This is a genomic window from Streptomyces sp. NPDC039462 (assembly GCF_055639375.1).
The window spans coordinates 381,992-398,195 of record NZ_JBVKAO010000008.1 but is presented as its reverse complement, the minus strand read 5'-3'; the positions used below and the strand labels follow the sequence as shown (position 1 = coordinate 398,195).

The following is a 16,204-nucleotide window of genomic DNA, read 5'->3' as shown; positions in this document are numbered from 1 at the left end:
CCGCTGAGAGAAACGAAACCCCGCTCCCCGCCAGCCTGTGCGCGTCACTCACGCCACATGTGAAGGGGAAGCCATGAAGACAAGGACCGTCTCCCGGACCCGTACCCGTACCCGTACCGGCTCAGTGGCCGTCGCGTCGGCCTTCGCCGCGCTCGCCCTGTTCGCCGGGGGCTGCTCGGCCGGCTCGGACTCGGGGTCCGGTGCCAAGGGCGACAGCGCCGACGGGGGCAAGGGCGCCGACGCCGACAAGGCGTTCAAGGAACGCGCATGCCTGCGCGAGCAGGGCCTGAAGGTGCCCGAGCCCAAGAGCGGCCAGGACAGCCGCGGCATCACCATCGGCGGCGACATGAGCAAGGAGAAGATGCAGGCCGCCATGGAGAAGTGCGGCCTGGGCGGCGGCTCCAAGGGCGGCGGCGTCTCGCAGGCCGACAAGGACAAGATGCTCAAGTACGCGCAGTGCATGCGCAAGAACGGCTTCGACATGCCGGACCCGAAGTTCGACGGCGGCGCGATGCAGGCCCAGCCCATGCCCAAGGGCGCCGAGGCCAAGAAGATGGAGAAGGCCGCCGAGGCGTGCAAGGGCATCGTCGGATGAGGCGCCGCACCGCCGTGGTCTCCACCGTCGTCGCGCTGCTCGCCGTCACGGGCGGCGGCATAGCCGTCACCGCCCTCGCCGACGCGGGCGGCACACCGGACGCAGGCCACCGGACCACGGGCCTGCCACCGGCCACCGCGCCCGTCGAACGCGGCGACCTCAGCAGCGGCACCCAGGTCGACGGCACGCTCGGCTACGCCAAGGAACGCAAGGTCAACGCGGGTACGGCGGGCACGCTCACCTGGTCCGCCGAGGCCGGCTCCACCATCCGGCGCGACGGCCGGCTCTACGAGGTCGACGGCGTCCCCGTCCGCCTCATGTACGGCACCGAACCCATGTACCGCACGCTGAAGCCGGGCGCCAAGGGCAACGACGTACGCCAGCTCGAAGAGAACCTGGTGGCGCTCGGGTACGGGGCGGGGCTCGCCGTCGACGACACGTACACCGACGGCACGGCGGCCGCCGTCAAGCGGTGGCAGCAGGCCCACGACCGCGAGCGGACCGGCCGCGTCGGTCCCGACCAGGTCTCCTTCCAGCCGTCCGCGGTCCGCGTGAAGTCCACCGGGGCCACCGTCGGCGACCAGGTCGCGCCGGGCAGGCCGGTGCTCTCGACGACCGGTTCGGAACGCGTCGTACGCGTCCAGCTCGACGTGGCGGAGGCGGGCACGGCGAAGAAGGGCACCAAGGTCACCGTCACGCTCCCGGACGGCTCCACGGCGGGCGGCAAGGTCTCCGCCGTCGGCAGGACAGCCAAGCCCGGCGACGACCCGTCCGACAAGACCCCCAAGATCCCCGTCACCGTCACCTTCGACGACCCGCGCAAGGTCGGCGGCTTCGACCAGTCGCCGGTCACCGTGCACCTCACCGGCGAGACCCGCGAGGACGTCCTGTCCGTCCCCGTCAACGCGCTCCTCGCGCTGCCGGGCGGCGGGTTCGGCGTCCAGGTCGTCGACGGCGGCCGCACCCGGGAGGTCGAGGTCGAGCTCGGCATGTTCGGGCAGGGCAGGGTCGAGGTGCGCGGCGGCGGGCTGCGGGAGGGCGCGAAGGTCGGGGTGCCGAAGACATGAGCACCCTCCAGGACACACCCCAGGGCGCATCCCAGGGCGCACCCGAGGACGCACCCCCTGTCGTGGCGCTGGCCGGCGTCACCAAGGAGTACCCGGGCGGGGTCGCTGCCCTCCGCGGCATCGACCTGACCGTCGCCGCCGGTGAACTCCTCGCCATCGTCGGGCCCTCCGGATCCGGCAAGTCCACCCTCCTGCACATCGTCGGCACCCTCGACCGCCCCACCGCCGGCTCCGTCGCCATCGCGGGACACGACGTCGCCGCGCTCAGCGACCGCAGCCTCTCCGCGCTGCGCGCCCGGCACATCGGCTTCGTCTTCCAGGCGTTCCACCTGGTCCCCGGCGTCAGCGCCCGCGACAACGTCGCCGAGGGCCTGCTGTACTCCGGCCTCTCGCGCGCCGAACGGCGCCGCAGGGCCGCGTACGCCCTGGAGCGCGTCGGGCTCGCCGACCGCATGGGGCACCGGCCGCACGAACTCTCCGGCGGGCAGAAACAGCGCGTCGCCATCGCCCGCGCGGTCGTCGGCGAACCCGACCTGCTCCTCGCCGACGAACCCACCGGCGCGCTCGACACCGAGTCCGGCGAGACCGTCATGGCCCTGCTCCACGACCTCAACGCGGAGGGCGCGACCATCGCCGTCATCACCCACGACACGGAGATCGCCGGACGCCTGCCCCGGCAGGTGCGGATCAGGGACGGGCGGCTCGTCGCGGACACGCGGGGCGCGGAGGTCGCGGCGTGAGGGCGGGGAAGCGTGCGAAGGGGCACGTCCTGAAGGCGGCGCGGCTCGGCCCCCGCGACGTCCTGCACGTCGGCTCCGCGGGGCTGCGCAGCCGTCCCGTGCGGGTCGTCCTCTCCGCGCTCGGCATCGCCATCGGCATCGCGACGATGGTCGCGGTGGTGGGCATCTCGTCCTCCAGCAAGGCCCAGCTCATCAGGGAACTCGACGCGCTGGGCACGAACATGCTGGTGGCGTCGCCCGGTGAGGCGATGTTCTCCGGGGAGCAGGTGACGCTGCCGCCCGACGCGGCGGGCCGGGTCGCACGGGTCGACGGAGTCCAGGACGTCGGCGCCACCGGCGACCTCGCGGAGCGGTCCGTGCGGCGCAGCGAGAAGATCCCGGAGGACGAGACGGGCGGCATCTCCGTGAAGGCCTCCACGGAGGGGCTGCTGAAGGTGCTGCGGGGGCGCATGGCACACGGCAGCTGGTTCAACGCGGCGAACAGCCGCTACCCGTCCGTGGTCCTCGGCCACGTCGCGGCCGCGCGGCTCGGCATCACCTCGCCGGGGCAGCAGGTCTGGATCGACGACCGGTACTACACCGTCATCGGCATCCTCGACGCCCTGCCGCTCGCCCCCGACATCGAACGGTCGGCGCTGACCGGCTGGTCCGCGTCGAAGAAGCTGCTCGGCTTCGACGGCCGTCCGACATCGGTGTACGAACGCTCCACGGACGCCTCCGTCGACACGGTCCGCAAGCTGCTCGCGGCCTCCATCGACCCGGCGAACCCGCGCAACGTCCAGGTGACGGACCCGTCGTCGGCGCTCCGGGCGAAGGCGGCGACGGAGGGGGCGTTCTCCACGCTGCTGCTCGGCCTGGGCGGGATCGCGCTGCTGGTGGGCGGGGTCGGCGTCGCCAACACCATGATCATCTCGGTCCTGGAGCGGCGCTACGAGATCGGCCTGCGCCGCTCCCTGGGCGCCACGCGGGGCCAGATCCGCGTCCAGTTCGTCACCGAGTCCCTGATGCTGTCGGGCCTCGGCGGCGCGGCGGGCGTGGCGCTCGGCGCGGCCGCGACGGCGGCGTACGCGGTCTCCGGCGGCCTGCCGTGGGTGGTACCTCCCTGGTCGATGGCGGGCGGCTTCGCGGCCACCCTGGCCATCGGCACGGCAGCGGGCCTGTACCCGGCGATCCGAGCGGCCCGCCTCTCCCCGACGCTGGCACTCCACGCGACGTAATGCCGCTTGCGGCGGCACGGCTATCAGGCCGCCGGGGGCTGCCCCGGGCGACCGGGAGGCGCGGCGCTCTCCGCGTACTCAGGGTGCCAAGGCCTGCGCCAGGTGACCGGGGGCGCGGCGCTCTTGGCGTGCGTGGCGTCCCCGCGATCGGACTCCCCACGGGCCGCCCCCCGGGAGGCGGGGGGCATGCCCGGCTCGCCTGCGGTGGCAGGGGTTCCCGGAGGCCCTCAGGGCGCCAAGGCCTGCGCCAAGTCCAGGGATGCGGCGACGCGGGAGGCGACGCTTTCCGCGTATGTCGCGTCGCCCCGGTCGAACTGTCCGCGCGCCGCGCCCCGCAGGAAGGTCAGCACGCCCAGGGTGCGGCCCCGGCTTCGGAGGACCACACACAGTGCGTGGACCGCCTCCTCGGGCCACTGGCGGACCGTCGCCCACTGGCGCGCCCGCTCCGGCGCGGCCGCCGCCCCCGCGCTGGCCCGCACCGAGCCGGTGCGCTCCACGCACTGGGGGGCGGGGTGCCCCTCGGGGTAGCGGACGGGGACGCCCGCCGTGGCGACCGGCAGGCAAGGGCCCGGCGGCCCCGCGGGCGTCGCCGCGACCCGCACGAGCCGCACCGGGTCCCCGCCGGCCACCAGGTCCACCAGGGCGTGGTCGGCGAACCCGGCGAGCGCGAAGTCGAGCTGGACCGTCGCCGCCTCCATGGGGTTCTCGCACTCCGCGGTGGCCCGCGCCGCCCGGTGCAGCTGCTGGGAGCGGAACCGCAGCTGCGCGGCCTCCTGCTCCGCCTGCTTGGCCTCGGTCACGTCGAGGAAGAGCCAGCCGACGCCGAGCGGCACGGGCTCCTCCGCGAGCGGCGAGGCAAGGCGCAGGAAGCCGCTGCGCCAGCAGCGCCGTTCACCTCCGCCCTCCTGGCCGGCCCCGGACTGCCCGGCTCCCGACTGACCCGCACCGGACTGCCCCGCACTGGCCCGCAGCGACACCCACATCTCGGCGGGCGCGGGCGGCGTGCCCTCGGCCAGGACATGGGTCAGCGCGCTCTCCAGCTCCTCGACGCCCGTCCCGAGCAGATCGGCGAGCGGCCGCCCGAGGACGGCGGCGGGGCCCACCCCGAAGGCGCGGGCCGCGTGTTCGTTCACCACGGCGGGCCGCAGGTCCGCGTCGACGAGCACCACACCCCACGAGGCGCTCTCGAAGAGGGCCTCGCTGAGGGCGATGGACCGCTCCAGGTCTATCTGCGCGTGGACCTCGCTGAACGCGCAGTACACCCCCGAGGGCTTGCCGTCACCGCCCCGCACGGACGCCGACTGCATCCGCACCAGCACCCGCCCGCCGTCCTTCGTCACGAGCGCGAACTCGTGCACCTGCCGCCCCGGCGCGTCCATCGCGGACAGCAGCCGCTCCTCGACCTCCCCGGCGTCCGCGGCGCGCACCGCCCACCCCGCGAAGCCGCGCCGCCCGACGGCCTCCGCCGCCGACCACCCGAGGATCCGCTCGGCCTCGCGGTTCCAGTGCGTCACCACACCGTCGGCGTCGAACGCGCACAGGGCCGCGTCCATCCCGTCGAGCAGTGCCGCGAGCAACTCGGCTCCGCCGGGCTCGGGTTCTTCAGGACCCAGTTCGTCAGTGGTTCCGCTCTGCCGCGAAGCACTCACGTGGCACCCCCTACAGGCCGCCTGCCTGTACCGCATGTCAGATCATTCAACTGGAACGTGACGCACCCCACAGGAAGTTCCCGGAAGTCGGACAGAAAATCGTGCGGGGAAATTCGGTTGTGCGGCCCGCGGGGCGGTTCCTAGGGTGGCGTGCACACGAGAAGGGAGGTGGTTCGGCAGATGTATGGAAACCGGACGCGTGAGGTGACTGCGGGCTAGCGGCCCGTCGTCGCAACTCGAATTCGGCGCCGGACCAGCGCGTGTGATGTGCGCGCAGCCGGCCCTATTCCCAAGCAGTCACCCGACCCGCGAGCCGCCGGTACGTCCGGCCGGCTTCCTCCGCCCCGGCGGCAGGAACCACGGCTCGCGGGTCGCCTGCGTTCTGGGGGCGGGCGGCCGCAGCCGTTCAGCCCTTGCTCACCGCCGTGAGGATCTCCGGCAGGCGCCGCGCGACCCGCGGGGCGGCGAGCCGCGTGCCCAGCTCCGTGACCACCGCGCCGTACGCCGCGCCGAGCGGGAGCAGCACCCAGCTCCACGACGACGCGCCCGAGGCGTGCAGCCAGATCGCGAGAGCCAGGACGGGCGCACAGAGCAGGGCCGCCGCGACCATGCCGCCGAGGATGGAGATCCACGCGAGTCCCGCCTGGCCGGGCGCGACGTTCTTGTAGCCCTCCTGCGGGATCGAGTAGGGGAAGCGGGCCGAGGACCACGCGCCCGTGGCCAGCATCGCGCCGAGCAGCGCGAAGGACAGGCCGAGGACCTCCGGCAGGGCGGGCCAGTCGCCGAGCAGCGCGGTGGTGAGGACGGTGACAAGGGTGGCGTACGGAAGGGTGATGAGGAGCAGCGCGAGGGCCCGGCCGCGCAGCTCCACGTACGCGTCGCGCGTCGAAGAGATCGTCATCGCCACCATCCAGAACGCCGACGTGTCCTGGCCGAACTGGTTGTACATGAGGATGCCGAGCATCCCCGCGGCGAAGCACGCGAAGTAGACGGACCCTGTGCCCTGCAGGGCGTTGAAGAGCGGCACGATCAGGCCGATGGCCAGGGACGTCACCCAGGCCGCCTTGGTCTTCGGGTCGCGCCACACATAGCGCAGGCTGCGCTCCATGACGGTGCCGGTGCGGCCGGGGGGAAGCAGTGCGCCGAGGGCGCCGGAGGCGCGGGAGGTGCCCTTGTCCGGTTCCGCCGCGGCGAGCGTGGAGCCGTCCGGTGTCGTCATCAGACGGGTGAGGCTGCGCTGCCAGAGGGCGAGGAGCGCCAGCAGAGCGGCCGCGGACAGGGCGAGTTGGGCCGCCGCCGTCCCGTACGCGCCCCCGCTCACCGAGTCCACCGCGCCGAGCGCCGCGGCGGGCGGGATCCAGCGCACGACGTCCGCCGCCGGGTCGAGCGTGTCGAGGCCGGACGAACCGAGCTTCTGTGCCCCAAAGTTGACGACCTGTGCGCCGACGGCGATGACGAGGCCGCTGAGGACCGCCAGGTCGCGCCCTTTGCGGCTGGTGAGGAGCCGGATGTTGGCGGCGGCGACCGCGCGGGCCAGCGCCACGCAGAGGAGGAGGGCGAGGGCGGTGGCGACGACACCGGTGAGGGCCGCCGCCGCGCCGTGGGCCAGGGCGACCGTCGCACCGGCCGCGAGGCAGAGGGTGAACAGGGGGCCGATGCCGACGAGGGACGCGACGAGGAGTGCCCGTACGAGCGGGCGGGGGCGCAGCGGCAGCATCACCAGGCGCGTCGGGTCGAGCGTCTCGTCGCCGCTGGGGAAGAAGAGCGGCATGACGGCCCAGCCGAGGGCGAGCAAGCCGACGAGCAGGACGCAGACGGTGGCGGCGTGGGCGTTGCCGCGCAGCGCGACGAGGCCGAGCAGCTGGAGCGCGGCGAAGAGGAGCGAGACGGCGACGGACGCGATGTAGGCGGCGCGGCGGCCCGCCGACTGGCGCAGGCCGTTGCGCAGGAGGGACAGCTTGAGCGATACGAGAACGGAGGTGACGGGGGTGACGGAGGTGACGGGGGTGGTGGTCGCGGGCGGTGTGGTCATCGGAGGCCGCCGCCCAGCCAGTCGAGGTCGGAGCTCGCGTCGCGGCTGTTCGCGCCGACGAGTTCGAGGAAGGCCTGTTGCAGCGAGGGGGCGTCGCCCCGCACCTCCGCGAGGGTGCCGTGGGCGCGGATGCGGCCTGCGGCCATGACCGCGACCCAGTCGCAGAGCGACTCGACGAGCTCCATGACGTGCGAGGAGAAGACGACGGTGGCGCCGGATGCGGTGTAGCGCTCCAGGACGCCGCGGATGGTCTGCGCGGAGACGGGGTCGACGCCTTCGAACGGCTCGTCGAGGAAGAGGACTTCGGGGTTGTGGAGCAGCGCCGCGGCGAGGCCGGTCTTCTTGCGCATGCCGGTCGAGTAGTCGACGACCAGTTTGTGCTGGGCGCCCGCGAGATCGAGTACGTCGAGGAGCTGGGTGGCGCGCTTGTCGACCTCGGCGCCCGGCAGGCCGCGCAGCCGTCCGGTGTACGCGAGGAGTTCGCGCCCCGAGAGCCGCTCGAAGAGGCGCAGGCCCTCGGGCAGGACACCGATGCGGGCCTTGACCTCGACGGGGTCGCGCCACACGTCGTGGCCGACGACCTCGACGGTGCCGTGGTCGGGCCTGAGGAGGCCGGTGACCATGGAGAGTGTGGTGGTCTTGCCCGCGCCGTTGGGGCCGACCAGACCGATGAACTTGCCCGCGGGGAGGGTGAGATCGATGCCGGCCACCGCGACCTGCTCGCCGAACCGCTTCCAGAGTCCCTGGATCCGTACCGCCGCCGCCTCGGTCACCGTGCCGCCCTTCGCCGCTTCCGCCGTGTCCGCACGATACGTCGGTGGCGGTCCCGGGGGCGGTCAGCCGGTCAGCGGCGCGCTTCCCTGCCGCACGCGTACGCCAGCGGGGAGATGATCTCCTCGGCGTCGGGCAGCCAGCGGTTGGCGGCGGTGGGGCGGCAGGCCCACTGGACCGCGCCGGAGGTGCCGAAGCGGGTCGGGGGCGCGGCCACATAGGTGCCCTCGCCGAGCGGGACGAGGTCGATGGCGGCGGGCGGCCAGCCCAGCTTGCGGACCAGGTCGGGGACCTTGGCGGTGGCGCCGGGCAGCACGAAGAACTGCATGCGGCGGTCGGGCGAGCGGGTCACGGGGCCGAGCGTGAGCTCCATGCGCTCCATGCGGGCGAGGGCGAGGAAGCCGGCCGTCTCGGGCACGTCGATCGCGTCGAACGTACGCCCCGTGGGGAGCAGGATCGACGCCTTGGGCTGCTTCTGCCAGAGCCGTCGGGCGACCGTCGCGCTGCCGGTGGCCTGGGTCGCCCAGTCCTCCCTGGCGGGGTGTGCGCCGGGCGCATCGCACGGGATCTCCCCGCACGAGCACTGCTCGACCCCTTCGACGGACTCGAGCCAGGTCCCCGGAAACACGTCCCAGTGACGCTCCTCCGCGTACCGCACGGCCGTGTCCAGCAAGGCTTCTCCGCGCTGCTTCGGGATCTGCGCGGCTGACGTGACTCCGATGGTCTCTTCCACGGAGTTCTCAACTCCCGGTGCCACCGCGGGTTACGGGCGCACGCGAGGGCGGGGGAGGAGCATCGATCCTGCGGCTGGGGCGCATGGGTGCATGGGTGGGGGCGCGCAGGAGGAATGGCTCCCGGGTGCGGGTAACCAGGTCACGGCAGACAGAGAACGCCTCGGAGAAGCATTTGTAGTTCTTATAGTTCTTTATGCCTTCTTTTGCTTCTTTTGTGGCGCATCTTCGCCTCGCCTCAAGGGCATTGATCATCGTGAGGCGGCCCATGGCGGCCGACCGATCCGATGGTCCACGGTGCACACAGGGGGTACGCCATGGCCGCAAGGCCGCTCGTCGCGCGACAGCCCAACGAAAGGCTGCAGGCGCTCATCCAGGAAGCCGGCTGCTCCAACGCCGGACTGGCCCGCAGGGTCAACATGTGCGGTGCGGAACACGGTCTCGACCTGCGGTACGACAAGACGTCCGTGGCCCGCTGGCTGCGCGGGCAACAGCCGCGCGGCCGGGCACCCGGCATCATCGCCGAGGCACTCGGCCGCAAGCTGGGCCGCACCGTCACCATCGACGAGATCGGCATGGCGAACGGCAAGAACCTCGCCTCCGGCGTGGGGCTGCAGTTCTCGCCGACCGTTCTCGGCGCCATCGAGCAGGTCTGCGAGCTGTGGCGCAGCGACGTGGGCCGCAGGGACTTCCTCTCCGGGTCGTCCGTGGCCGCGTCCGCGCTCGTCGAACCCAGCCGTGACTGGCTGATCTCGTCGCCCGACTCGCAGGTCGGCCGGGCCGCGGGGCCGCGCGTCGGCATGGCGGACGTGGCGGCGGTCAAGGCGATGACGGAGGCGCTGACCAAGCTGGACCACCAGTTCGGCAGCGGTCACGTGCGGCCGGTCGTCGTCCACTACCTCAACTCCGTGGTCTCCGGGCTGCTCGCGGGCTCCTACCGGGAAGCGGTCGGACGCGAACTGTTCGCCGCCGTAGCGCGGTTGACCGAACTCGCGGGGTACATGGCCGTCGACACGGGCCAGCCCGGACTCGCCCAGCGCTACTACATCCAGGCGCTCCGCCTGGCCCAGGCGGCGGGCGACCGGGGGTACGGCGGGTACGTGCTCGCGGCGTCGATGAGCCACCTCGCCGCCCAGCTCGGGAACCCGCGCGAGATCGCGCAGTTGGCGCGGGCCGCACAGGAGGGGACGCGCGGCAGGGTCACGCCCCGCGCGGAGGCGATGTTCTACGCCGCCGAGGCGCGCGGGCACGCGCTGCTCGGTGACGCGCGGGCCACGCAGGTCGTGGCGGGGCGGGCGGCCGGGGCGATGGACCGCGCGTCCGGCACGGCGGACTCCGGCGACGACCCGGTCTGGATCCGGCACTTCGACCATGCGTATCTGGCCGATGAAATGGCGCATTGTCACCGGGACTTGGGCCAGGCCGACGCGGCGGCACGCAGCGCTCAGGAGTCCCTGGACGGGCACCCGGAGAGCCGGGCGCGCCGTCGCGCGATCGGCCTCGTCCTCCTCGCCACGGCACAGGTGCAGCGGCGCGAGGTGGAACAGGCCTGCCACACGGGCCTGAAGGCCGTCGAACTCCTCGGCACCCTGCGCTCCAACCGCGGCGCGGAGTACCTGGAGGACTTCCAGGACCGCCTCGAGCCGTACCGGGACGAGCCGGTGGTACGGGAGTTCGGGGCGCGCGTCGAGGTCCAGGCGGCGTGAGACAGGGGAACGTCCCCGTGAACAGCGCCGGCCGGAAAGGTTCTGTTACACCCGACACCGGGCGGACGGCGGACGGAGGGCGGCGTTCTGAGCTGCGTGGCAGAGCGATGTGGGGACCCGGTAGCGTGACCCGACGGTTCCGTAGGTCCCCCCAGGTGTAGGAGTCCCGGTGACGCAGCAGAGCGGTCAGGGCGCTGCTTCTTCCGATCCGCAGCAGCGGCCCGCCCACGAAGGCGTGGTGCTGCCCGCGGACGGCAGCGAGCCGCTGTTCCCCACCACCGCGGGCCGCAGCGCCCCCACGGGCGGCACCCCCTGGGGCGACCCCTGGGGCCCCGAAACCTCTACCCCCGCCCAGCCCCTCCCCCCGGAGAACACCCCCACCCCCTCGTACGACGCCTCCTACGGAGGCCAACAGCCGGGCTACGGCAACCCGCATCCGGGCCCAGCCGCTCCGCAGCCCGGGTACGGCTACCCGCCGCAGCAGGGCGGGGGTGCTTCGCAGCCGGGTCAGGGTGCTTCGCAGCCCGGGTATGGCGTGCAGCAGTCGGGCGCGGGCGCGGGCGCTTCGCGGCCCGGGTATGGCTACCCGCAGTCCGGTCAGGGTGCTCCGCAGTCAGGTCAGGGTGCTTCGCAGCCGGGCCACGGGACCGCAGAGCCCGGGTACGGCTATCCGCAACAGGGCGGGGGCGCTTCGCAGCCGGGGCAGGGCACGCCGGAGGCCGGGTACGGCTATCCGCAGTCTGGTCCGGGTGCTTCGCAGCCGGGTCAGGGTGCTCAGCAGTCGGGTCAGGGTGCTCCGCAGGCCGGATACAGCGCGCAGCATGCGGGCCAGGGCGCTTCGCAGTCCGGGTACGGCGCCCCGCTGCCGGGGTATGGCGACCCGCGGTCGGGCCAGGGCACCCCTCAGTCAGGCCAGGGTGCTTCGCAGTCGGGCCAGGGCACCTCAGGGGCCGGGTACGGCTATCCGCCGTCGGGTCAGGGCGCCCCGCAGCCCGGATACGGCTACCCGCAGCCGGGTCAGGGTGCTTCGCAGTCCGGGTACGGCTCGCAGCAGGCGGGCCAGGGCACCCCAGGGCCCGGGTACGGCTATCCGCAGCCGGGCGAGGGCGCTTCGCAGTCCGGGTACGGCTCGCAGCAGGCGGGCCAGGGCGGGTCTCGTCCCGGGGCCACCCCGCAGCCCGGATACGGCTACCCGCAGCCGGGTCAGGGCACGCCGGGGCCCGGGTACGGCTACCCGCAGCCGGGTCAGGGTGCTTCGCAGCCCGGGTACGGCTACCCGCAGGCAGGGCAAGGCGCCCCGCAGCCCGGGTACGACGGTCCGCAGGGGCAGTACGGGCGGGCGGGTGGGGAGTCTCAGGGTGGGGCGTCGTACGGCGCCGCACCGGGTGCTGCCACGGGGCGGGGCGCGCACGGGGCGCAGGCGGCGCACGGTGGCCATGCCGCGCCGCAGCAGGCGCACGGTGCCCATGCCGCGTCCCCCCAGCCGGGGCAGCCGTCGCCGGGTGGGCAGGCCGGACAGCCGAGACACGGCGCGCACGCCGCGCCGTCGGAGTCGGAGTCGGGGCAGGGGGGCCAGGCGGGCCCGCCCGCGTCGCAGCGTGCGCACGGTGCGCATGCCGCACCGCAAGGGGCCCAGCCGCTGCCCCCCGTCGCCCCCGCCCCGCAGAGCATGCCGTTGCCTCCCGTCGCCGCGCCGGGAGCGCCCGCGCCCTCCGACAGTGAGGCGACGCAGTACATAGCCCCCGTGACCGACGAGGGGGCCACGCAGTACATACCCCCGGTGGGACCCGGTGCGCTGCCGCCCGAGGCTCCCGCCGCCGACGCCACGCAGTTCCTGGGGCGGACCAGCTCATCCGCGTCCGCGCCCCCGCCCGCGTCCGTTTCGGACAGTGATCCCACTCAGTTCATCGCGCCGATCCCCGCCGACGGCCCGCCGCCCGAGCCGGCCTCCGCCCCCTACGGCATCCGGCCCGGCGCCCCCGGCGACCGACAGCCGCCCGCCGAGTTCGACAGCCTCTTCCGTAGCGACAGCGATGCGGAATCCGGGGGCCCCGCCTCCACCCAGCAGATGCCCCGCGTCGAGGCGCAGGGCCCCGCACCCGTCCCCCAGCCCGCGGCCGGCGGCCACGGCGGCGGAGGCGGCCGGCGCAACCGCACCGGATCCAAGGTGCCGCTCATCGCCGCCGTCGGAGTCGGCATCGCCCTCCTCGGCGTCGGCGCGGGCGCTCTCCTCAGCTCCGGGGGCGGGGACGACGAGAAGAGCGACGACGGCAAGCCCGTCTCCGCCTCCTCCGAGCCCGACGAGCGGCCCTCGCCCACCGCCGACCCCGCCAAGGACCAGGCCGTCGCCCTGGACAAGCTGCTCGCCGACAGCAACAACAGCCGTGACACGGTCATCGCCGCCGTACGCAACGTAGGAGAGTGCCAGAACCTCAGCCAGTCGGCGAAGGACCTGCGCGGCGCGGCCCGGCAGCGCAACGGGCTCGTCACCCGCCTCGCCGCCCTGAAGGTCGACAAGCTCCCCGCCAACGACCAGCTGACCGCCTCCCTCAACAGGGCGTGGAAGGCGTCGGCGGCGGCGGACAACCACTACGCCGCGTGGGCGGACCAGGTGGCGGGCAAGAAGGGCTGCCGGAAGGGCCACGCCCGCAACACCTCGCAGACCGCTGCGGGCAACCGGCAGAGCGGCGCGGCGACGACGGCCAAGGAGCAGGCCGCCAACCACTGGAACGCGATCGCGCGGAAGTACGGCCTGACCGAGCGCACCAAGACCCAGCTCTGACGGGCGGAGGACACAAGTCGGGCGCCGCCCGTCCGTCCCTACGCCGTCTGCTCCAGTGTCTTCTCCACGTTCACGAAGCCCTCGCGGGCCGGGACGAGCCGCCCGTCCCGCACCACCTGGAACGTGACGCCAGAGTTGATCAGGCGCGGGTACTCGCTGGCGGCGAGCAGGTCCTCGAAGCGCCAGCTCAGCGGCGGTGTGAGGCCACCCGTCTCGACCCGCAGGCCGCCGTCGAGGGCGCGGCGCAGCGTGCGGGACGACACCTCGCCGCCGTCGAGCGACTCGACGGCCTGCTTCAGGACGGTGTACGCGATCCACGTCGTCTGGACGCCCGCGTCCGCCGGGTCGACCCGGTTGTCGCCGAACGCCTGCTCGCGGATGACGTCCCGCATCCGGTCCCACCTGGCGTCGCCCGCCGCCGGGTACCAGCCGGTGACGTACGCCCCCTCATAGGGGCCGTTCGCGCCGCCGGTGCGGTCGATGAGGGACTGGTCGACGCTGCCGAGCACCGAGGAGATCCGTACCGGCGGATAGTCGTCCTTGGTGCGCCGGAACGAGTCGTAGAAGGTGTCCGTACGCGCCCCGAGCGCGGCCGTCACACAGCCGTCGGAGGCGCCCGCGTCCTTCAGGGCGCGCTCGGCCTGCGGCGTGAGGTCGGTGCCGTCCTCGGGAGCGCGGATGTCGGAGACGGGCTTGTGGTGGCCGTCGGCGAGGCCCTGGTTGAGGAGCTTCGGCAGCTCGTCGCCGGCGAGGGTGTCGGGGCGGACGAGGGAGACGCGGGCGCAGCGGGCGGCGAGCTGCCGGCCGTTGCCCGCGAGGAGCGCCGGTTCGCCGCCGTTGACCGGGTACGAGAGCGGGCTGCTGAACTCGTCGTCGGTGATGCCGTAGCCGCCGATGTAGGGGATGCCTGCGACCTCGAGGGGGCCGAGGAAGGAGCGGCCGTGCTGGCTGTACGCGCCGACGACCGCCACCACGTCGTTCTCGACGGCCTCGCGCGCGCAGTTCGCGGCGCCGACCGAGTCGTTGTGGTCGTTGCAGGTGAGGACCTTCAGCTCGCGGCCGCCGAGGCCGCCGTGGGCGTTGACCCAGCGGGCGTAGGCCTGCGCCATGGCGGGGACGCCGGGCTTGTTGGTGGCCTTGGTCTTCTCGGGGGCCCACGTCATGACGGTGATGGGGTCGTCCCCGGAACCCCCCGTGGTTCCGGGGATGACCCCGCAGCCGGTTATCAGGGACGTACACGCCGCCACAGCGGCCGCCGAGAGTGCTGCGGTTCGGGAGGGGCGGGGGAGGAAGGTGCGTCGCCAGCCGGTCATGTCCCTGCACGATTCCGTGACGTGGCCAACCGTGGAGTGACGCGTTCTCAACGGACAGTGACATGAAGGTGAACGGGCGGGGTCCGGTTCGCGTGCACGGCGTGGGAACGTACGATCCATGACCGTGCAAGGTTCGGAGAAGTCTTCCCGTCGCGGCCGTCGCTCCAGCACCATGGGTGGCATGCCGACCAACGACATGCCGTGGTGGCGCTGGCGCAGCAACGTGCGCTCGGCGCTGCACATGCTCTCCGACCCCGCGTTCCAGCGGGAGTGCTGGCTCGCGGGGCGTGACGAGTACGGGGACGTGACCGACGCCGTGTACCGGCTGGTCGAGGACACGTGGCTGGACAACTGGTCCGCTGAGAAGTACGTGGGCACGATCTTCCGCGACCCGCAGGAGGCGGCCCTCGTCGACACGGCCGTGCTGCGGGTCCTGCGGATCATGCACGAGGTGGGGCCCGACGCGCTGGTCTCCGTCTATCTGGAGCACCCCGGCTGGCCCGAGGCGGTCCGTGCCGCGCGCGACGCGCACGTCCGGCTCGCGGCGGGCGACGGCGACGACCCCGACGTACCGCCGCAGACGCTCGAAGTGCTGCGGATCATGACGCGGACCGCCTGACGGCACCCTTCCGGGCACGTCCCCGGGGTGACACGGTCCGACCCGCGGGACGATTGCCGTCCGCGGTCCCCGCTGTGGGAACCTTGGCCGCATGAACGAGCAGTCCACCGCGCCCGCCGCCCCCGCTGAGCAGTACGTCCTCACCCTCTCCTGCCCCGACAAGCAGGGCATCGTGCACGCCGTGTCGAGCTATCTCTTCATGACCGGCTGCAACATCGAGGACAGCCAGCAGTTCGGCGACCACGACACCGGGCTGTTCTTCATGCGCGTGCACTTCTCGGCCGAGGCCCCGGTGACCGTCGACAAGCTGCGGGCGAGCTTCGCCGCGATCGGCGACTCCTTCCACATGGACTGGCAGATCCACCGGGCCGAGGACAAGATGCGGGTGGTCCTGCTCGTGTCGAAGTTCGGCCACTGCCTGAACGACCTGCTGTTCCGCTCCCGGATCGGCGCGCTGCCGGTGGAGATCGCCGCGGTCGTCTCCAACCACACGGACTTCTCCGAGCTCGTCGCCTCGTACGGCGTGCCCTTCCACCACATCCCGGTGACCAAGGACACGAAGCCGCAGGCCGAGGCGCGGCTCCTGGAGATCGTCCGCGAGGAGAGCGTGGAGCTGGTCGTCCTCGCCCGCTACATGCAGGTGCTCTCGGACGACCTGTGCAAGGAGCTCAGCGGCCGGATCATCAACATCCACCACTCCTTCCTGCCGAGCTTCAAGGGCGCGAAGCCCTACCACCAGGCGCACGCGCGCGGTGTGAAGCTGATCGGCGCGACCGCGCACTATGTGACGGCCGACCTCGACGAGGGGCCGATCATCGAGCAGGAGGTCGAGCGCGTCGGCCACGACGTCACCCCCGACCAGCTGGTCGCGGTCGGCCGTGACGTGGAGTGCCAGGCCCTTGCGCGTGCCGTGAAGTGGCACGCGGAGCGCAGGATCCTGCTGAACGGCCGCCGCACGGTCGTCTTCGCCTAGGTCCCCGCT

The 16,204-nt window shown here is 73.2% G+C and carries 14 protein-coding genes; 8 read left to right on the top strand and 6 right to left on the bottom strand.

What is annotated here, in order from left to right; genetic code table 11:
* The first annotated feature begins 73 nt into the window (after positions 1–73).
* Genes ACZ7LU_RS34965 through ACZ7LU_RS34950 form a run of 4 tightly spaced genes read left to right on the top strand, consistent with a single transcriptional unit; the run spans position 74 to position 3,619 of the window.
* On the top strand, positions 74–595 hold the full coding sequence (locus ACZ7LU_RS34965) for a hypothetical protein (RefSeq protein ID WP_471919042.1): 522 nt from the start codon (positions 74–76) through the stop codon (positions 593–595).
* Positions 592–1,662, top strand: a complete 1,071-nt coding sequence (locus ACZ7LU_RS34960; protein ID WP_471919041.1) for an efflux RND transporter periplasmic adaptor subunit — start codon at positions 592–594, stop codon at positions 1,660–1,662. Before ACZ7LU_RS34965 ends, ACZ7LU_RS34960 begins: the two co-directional genes overlap by 4 nt.
* Complete coding sequence (locus ACZ7LU_RS34955) at positions 1,659–2,402, top strand: ABC transporter ATP-binding protein (RefSeq protein ID WP_471919040.1); 744 nt, start codon at positions 1,659–1,661, stop codon at positions 2,400–2,402. Before ACZ7LU_RS34960 ends, ACZ7LU_RS34955 begins: the two co-directional genes overlap by 4 nt.
* Positions 2,399–3,619, top strand: coding sequence for an ABC transporter permease (locus tag ACZ7LU_RS34950; protein ID WP_471919039.1), 1,221 nt, complete (start codon positions 2,399–2,401; stop codon positions 3,617–3,619). The genes ACZ7LU_RS34955 and ACZ7LU_RS34950 overlap by 4 nt, the downstream gene beginning before the upstream one ends.
* Before the next feature lie 227 nt (positions 3,620–3,846).
* Here the strand turns inward: ACZ7LU_RS34950 and ACZ7LU_RS34945 are convergent, their stop codons facing one another.
* The 4 genes from ACZ7LU_RS34945 to ACZ7LU_RS34930 all read right to left on the bottom strand — a co-directional run bounded on the left by ACZ7LU_RS34945 (position 3,847) and on the right by ACZ7LU_RS34930 (position 8,804).
* Positions 3,847–5,268, bottom strand: a complete 1,422-nt coding sequence (locus ACZ7LU_RS34945; RefSeq protein ID WP_471919038.1) for a PAS domain-containing protein — start codon at positions 5,266–5,268, stop codon at positions 3,847–3,849.
* Positions 5,269–5,674: 406 nt separating this feature from the next.
* On the bottom strand, positions 5,675–7,300 hold the full coding sequence (locus tag ACZ7LU_RS34940) for a transporter (protein WP_471919037.1): 1,626 nt from the start codon (positions 7,298–7,300) through the stop codon (positions 5,675–5,677).
* Positions 7,297–8,073: an ABC transporter ATP-binding protein gene (locus ACZ7LU_RS34935; protein ID WP_468086998.1), complete on the bottom strand. Its 777-nt coding sequence runs from the start codon at positions 8,071–8,073 to the stop codon at positions 7,297–7,299. Before ACZ7LU_RS34935 ends, ACZ7LU_RS34940 begins: the two co-directional genes overlap by 4 nt.
* A gap of 71 nt (positions 8,074–8,144) precedes the next feature.
* Complete coding sequence (locus ACZ7LU_RS34930) at positions 8,145–8,804, bottom strand: bifunctional DNA primase/polymerase (RefSeq protein WP_398303106.1); 660 nt, start codon at positions 8,802–8,804, stop codon at positions 8,145–8,147.
* Between the two features lie 315 nt (positions 8,805–9,119).
* Between ACZ7LU_RS34930 and ACZ7LU_RS34925 the strand changes: the two genes are divergently transcribed.
* A complete protein-coding gene (locus ACZ7LU_RS34925; RefSeq protein WP_471919036.1) occupies positions 9,120–10,508 on the top strand; it encodes a transcriptional regulator in 1,389 nt (462 codons plus the stop codon).
* A 943-nt stretch (positions 10,509–11,451) separates the two neighbouring features.
* Here ACZ7LU_RS34925 and ACZ7LU_RS34920 read toward each other — a convergent pair.
* On the bottom strand, positions 11,452–11,976 hold the full coding sequence (locus ACZ7LU_RS34920; protein ID WP_471919035.1) for a hypothetical protein: 525 nt from the start codon (positions 11,974–11,976) through the stop codon (positions 11,452–11,454).
* Positions 11,977–12,252: 276 nt separating this feature from the next.
* Between ACZ7LU_RS34920 and ACZ7LU_RS34915 the strand changes: the two genes are divergently transcribed.
* Positions 12,253–13,290, top strand: a complete 1,038-nt coding sequence (locus ACZ7LU_RS34915; protein WP_471919034.1) for a hypothetical protein — start codon at positions 12,253–12,255, stop codon at positions 13,288–13,290.
* Between the two features lie 38 nt (positions 13,291–13,328).
* On the opposite strand, the gene ACZ7LU_RS34910 is transcribed toward ACZ7LU_RS34915, so the two are convergent.
* Positions 13,329–14,603, bottom strand: a complete 1,275-nt coding sequence (locus ACZ7LU_RS34910) for an ABC transporter substrate-binding protein (protein ID WP_398303112.1) — start codon at positions 14,601–14,603, stop codon at positions 13,329–13,331.
* A 118-nt stretch (positions 14,604–14,721) separates the two neighbouring features.
* Here ACZ7LU_RS34910 and ACZ7LU_RS34905 point away from each other — a divergent pair, with 118 nt between their 5' ends.
* Together ACZ7LU_RS34905 and purU are read left to right on the top strand one after the other, a co-directional pair.
* Positions 14,722–15,222 carry an SCO4402 family protein gene (locus tag ACZ7LU_RS34905; protein ID WP_398303114.1) on the top strand — a complete coding sequence of 167 codons (501 nt, stop codon included), beginning with the start codon at positions 14,722–14,724 and terminating at the stop codon, positions 15,220–15,222.
* A 91-nt stretch (positions 15,223–15,313) separates the two neighbouring features.
* Positions 15,314–16,195 (top strand): formyltetrahydrofolate deformylase, encoded by an 882-nt coding sequence (gene purU, locus ACZ7LU_RS34900; protein ID WP_398303116.1) that lies wholly within the window; start codon positions 15,314–15,316, stop codon positions 16,193–16,195.
* Positions 16,196–16,204: the final 9 nt, after the last annotated feature.

What these genes read in the sequence shown, in the direction of transcription:
- ACZ7LU_RS34925 (WP_471919036.1), top strand. Translation starts at nt 9,120, where the DNA reads ATGGCCGCAAGGCCGCTCGTCGCGCGACAGCCCAACGAAAGGCTGCAG.
- ACZ7LU_RS34910 (WP_398303112.1), bottom strand. Translation starts at nt 14,603, where the DNA reads ATGACCGGCTGGCGACGCACCTTCCTCCCCCGCCCCTCCCGAACCGCA.
- ACZ7LU_RS34955 (WP_471919040.1), top strand. Translation starts at nt 1,659, where the DNA reads ATGAGCACCCTCCAGGACACACCCCAGGGCGCATCCCAGGGCGCACCC.
- ACZ7LU_RS34965 (WP_471919042.1), top strand. Translation starts at nt 74, where the DNA reads ATGAAGACAAGGACCGTCTCCCGGACCCGTACCCGTACCCGTACCGGC.
- purU (WP_398303116.1), top strand. Translation starts at nt 15,314, where the DNA reads ATGAACGAGCAGTCCACCGCGCCCGCCGCCCCCGCTGAGCAGTACGTC.
- ACZ7LU_RS34960 (WP_471919041.1), top strand. Translation starts at nt 592, where the DNA reads ATGAGGCGCCGCACCGCCGTGGTCTCCACCGTCGTCGCGCTGCTCGCC.
- ACZ7LU_RS34940 (WP_471919037.1), bottom strand. Translation starts at nt 7,300, where the DNA reads ATGACCACACCGCCCGCGACCACCACCCCCGTCACCTCCGTCACCCCC.
- ACZ7LU_RS34905 (WP_398303114.1), top strand. Translation starts at nt 14,722, where the DNA reads ATGACCGTGCAAGGTTCGGAGAAGTCTTCCCGTCGCGGCCGTCGCTCC.
- ACZ7LU_RS34920 (WP_471919035.1), bottom strand. Translation starts at nt 11,976, where the DNA reads ATGGGCACCGTGCGCCTGCTGCGGCGCGGCATGGCCACCGTGCGCCGC.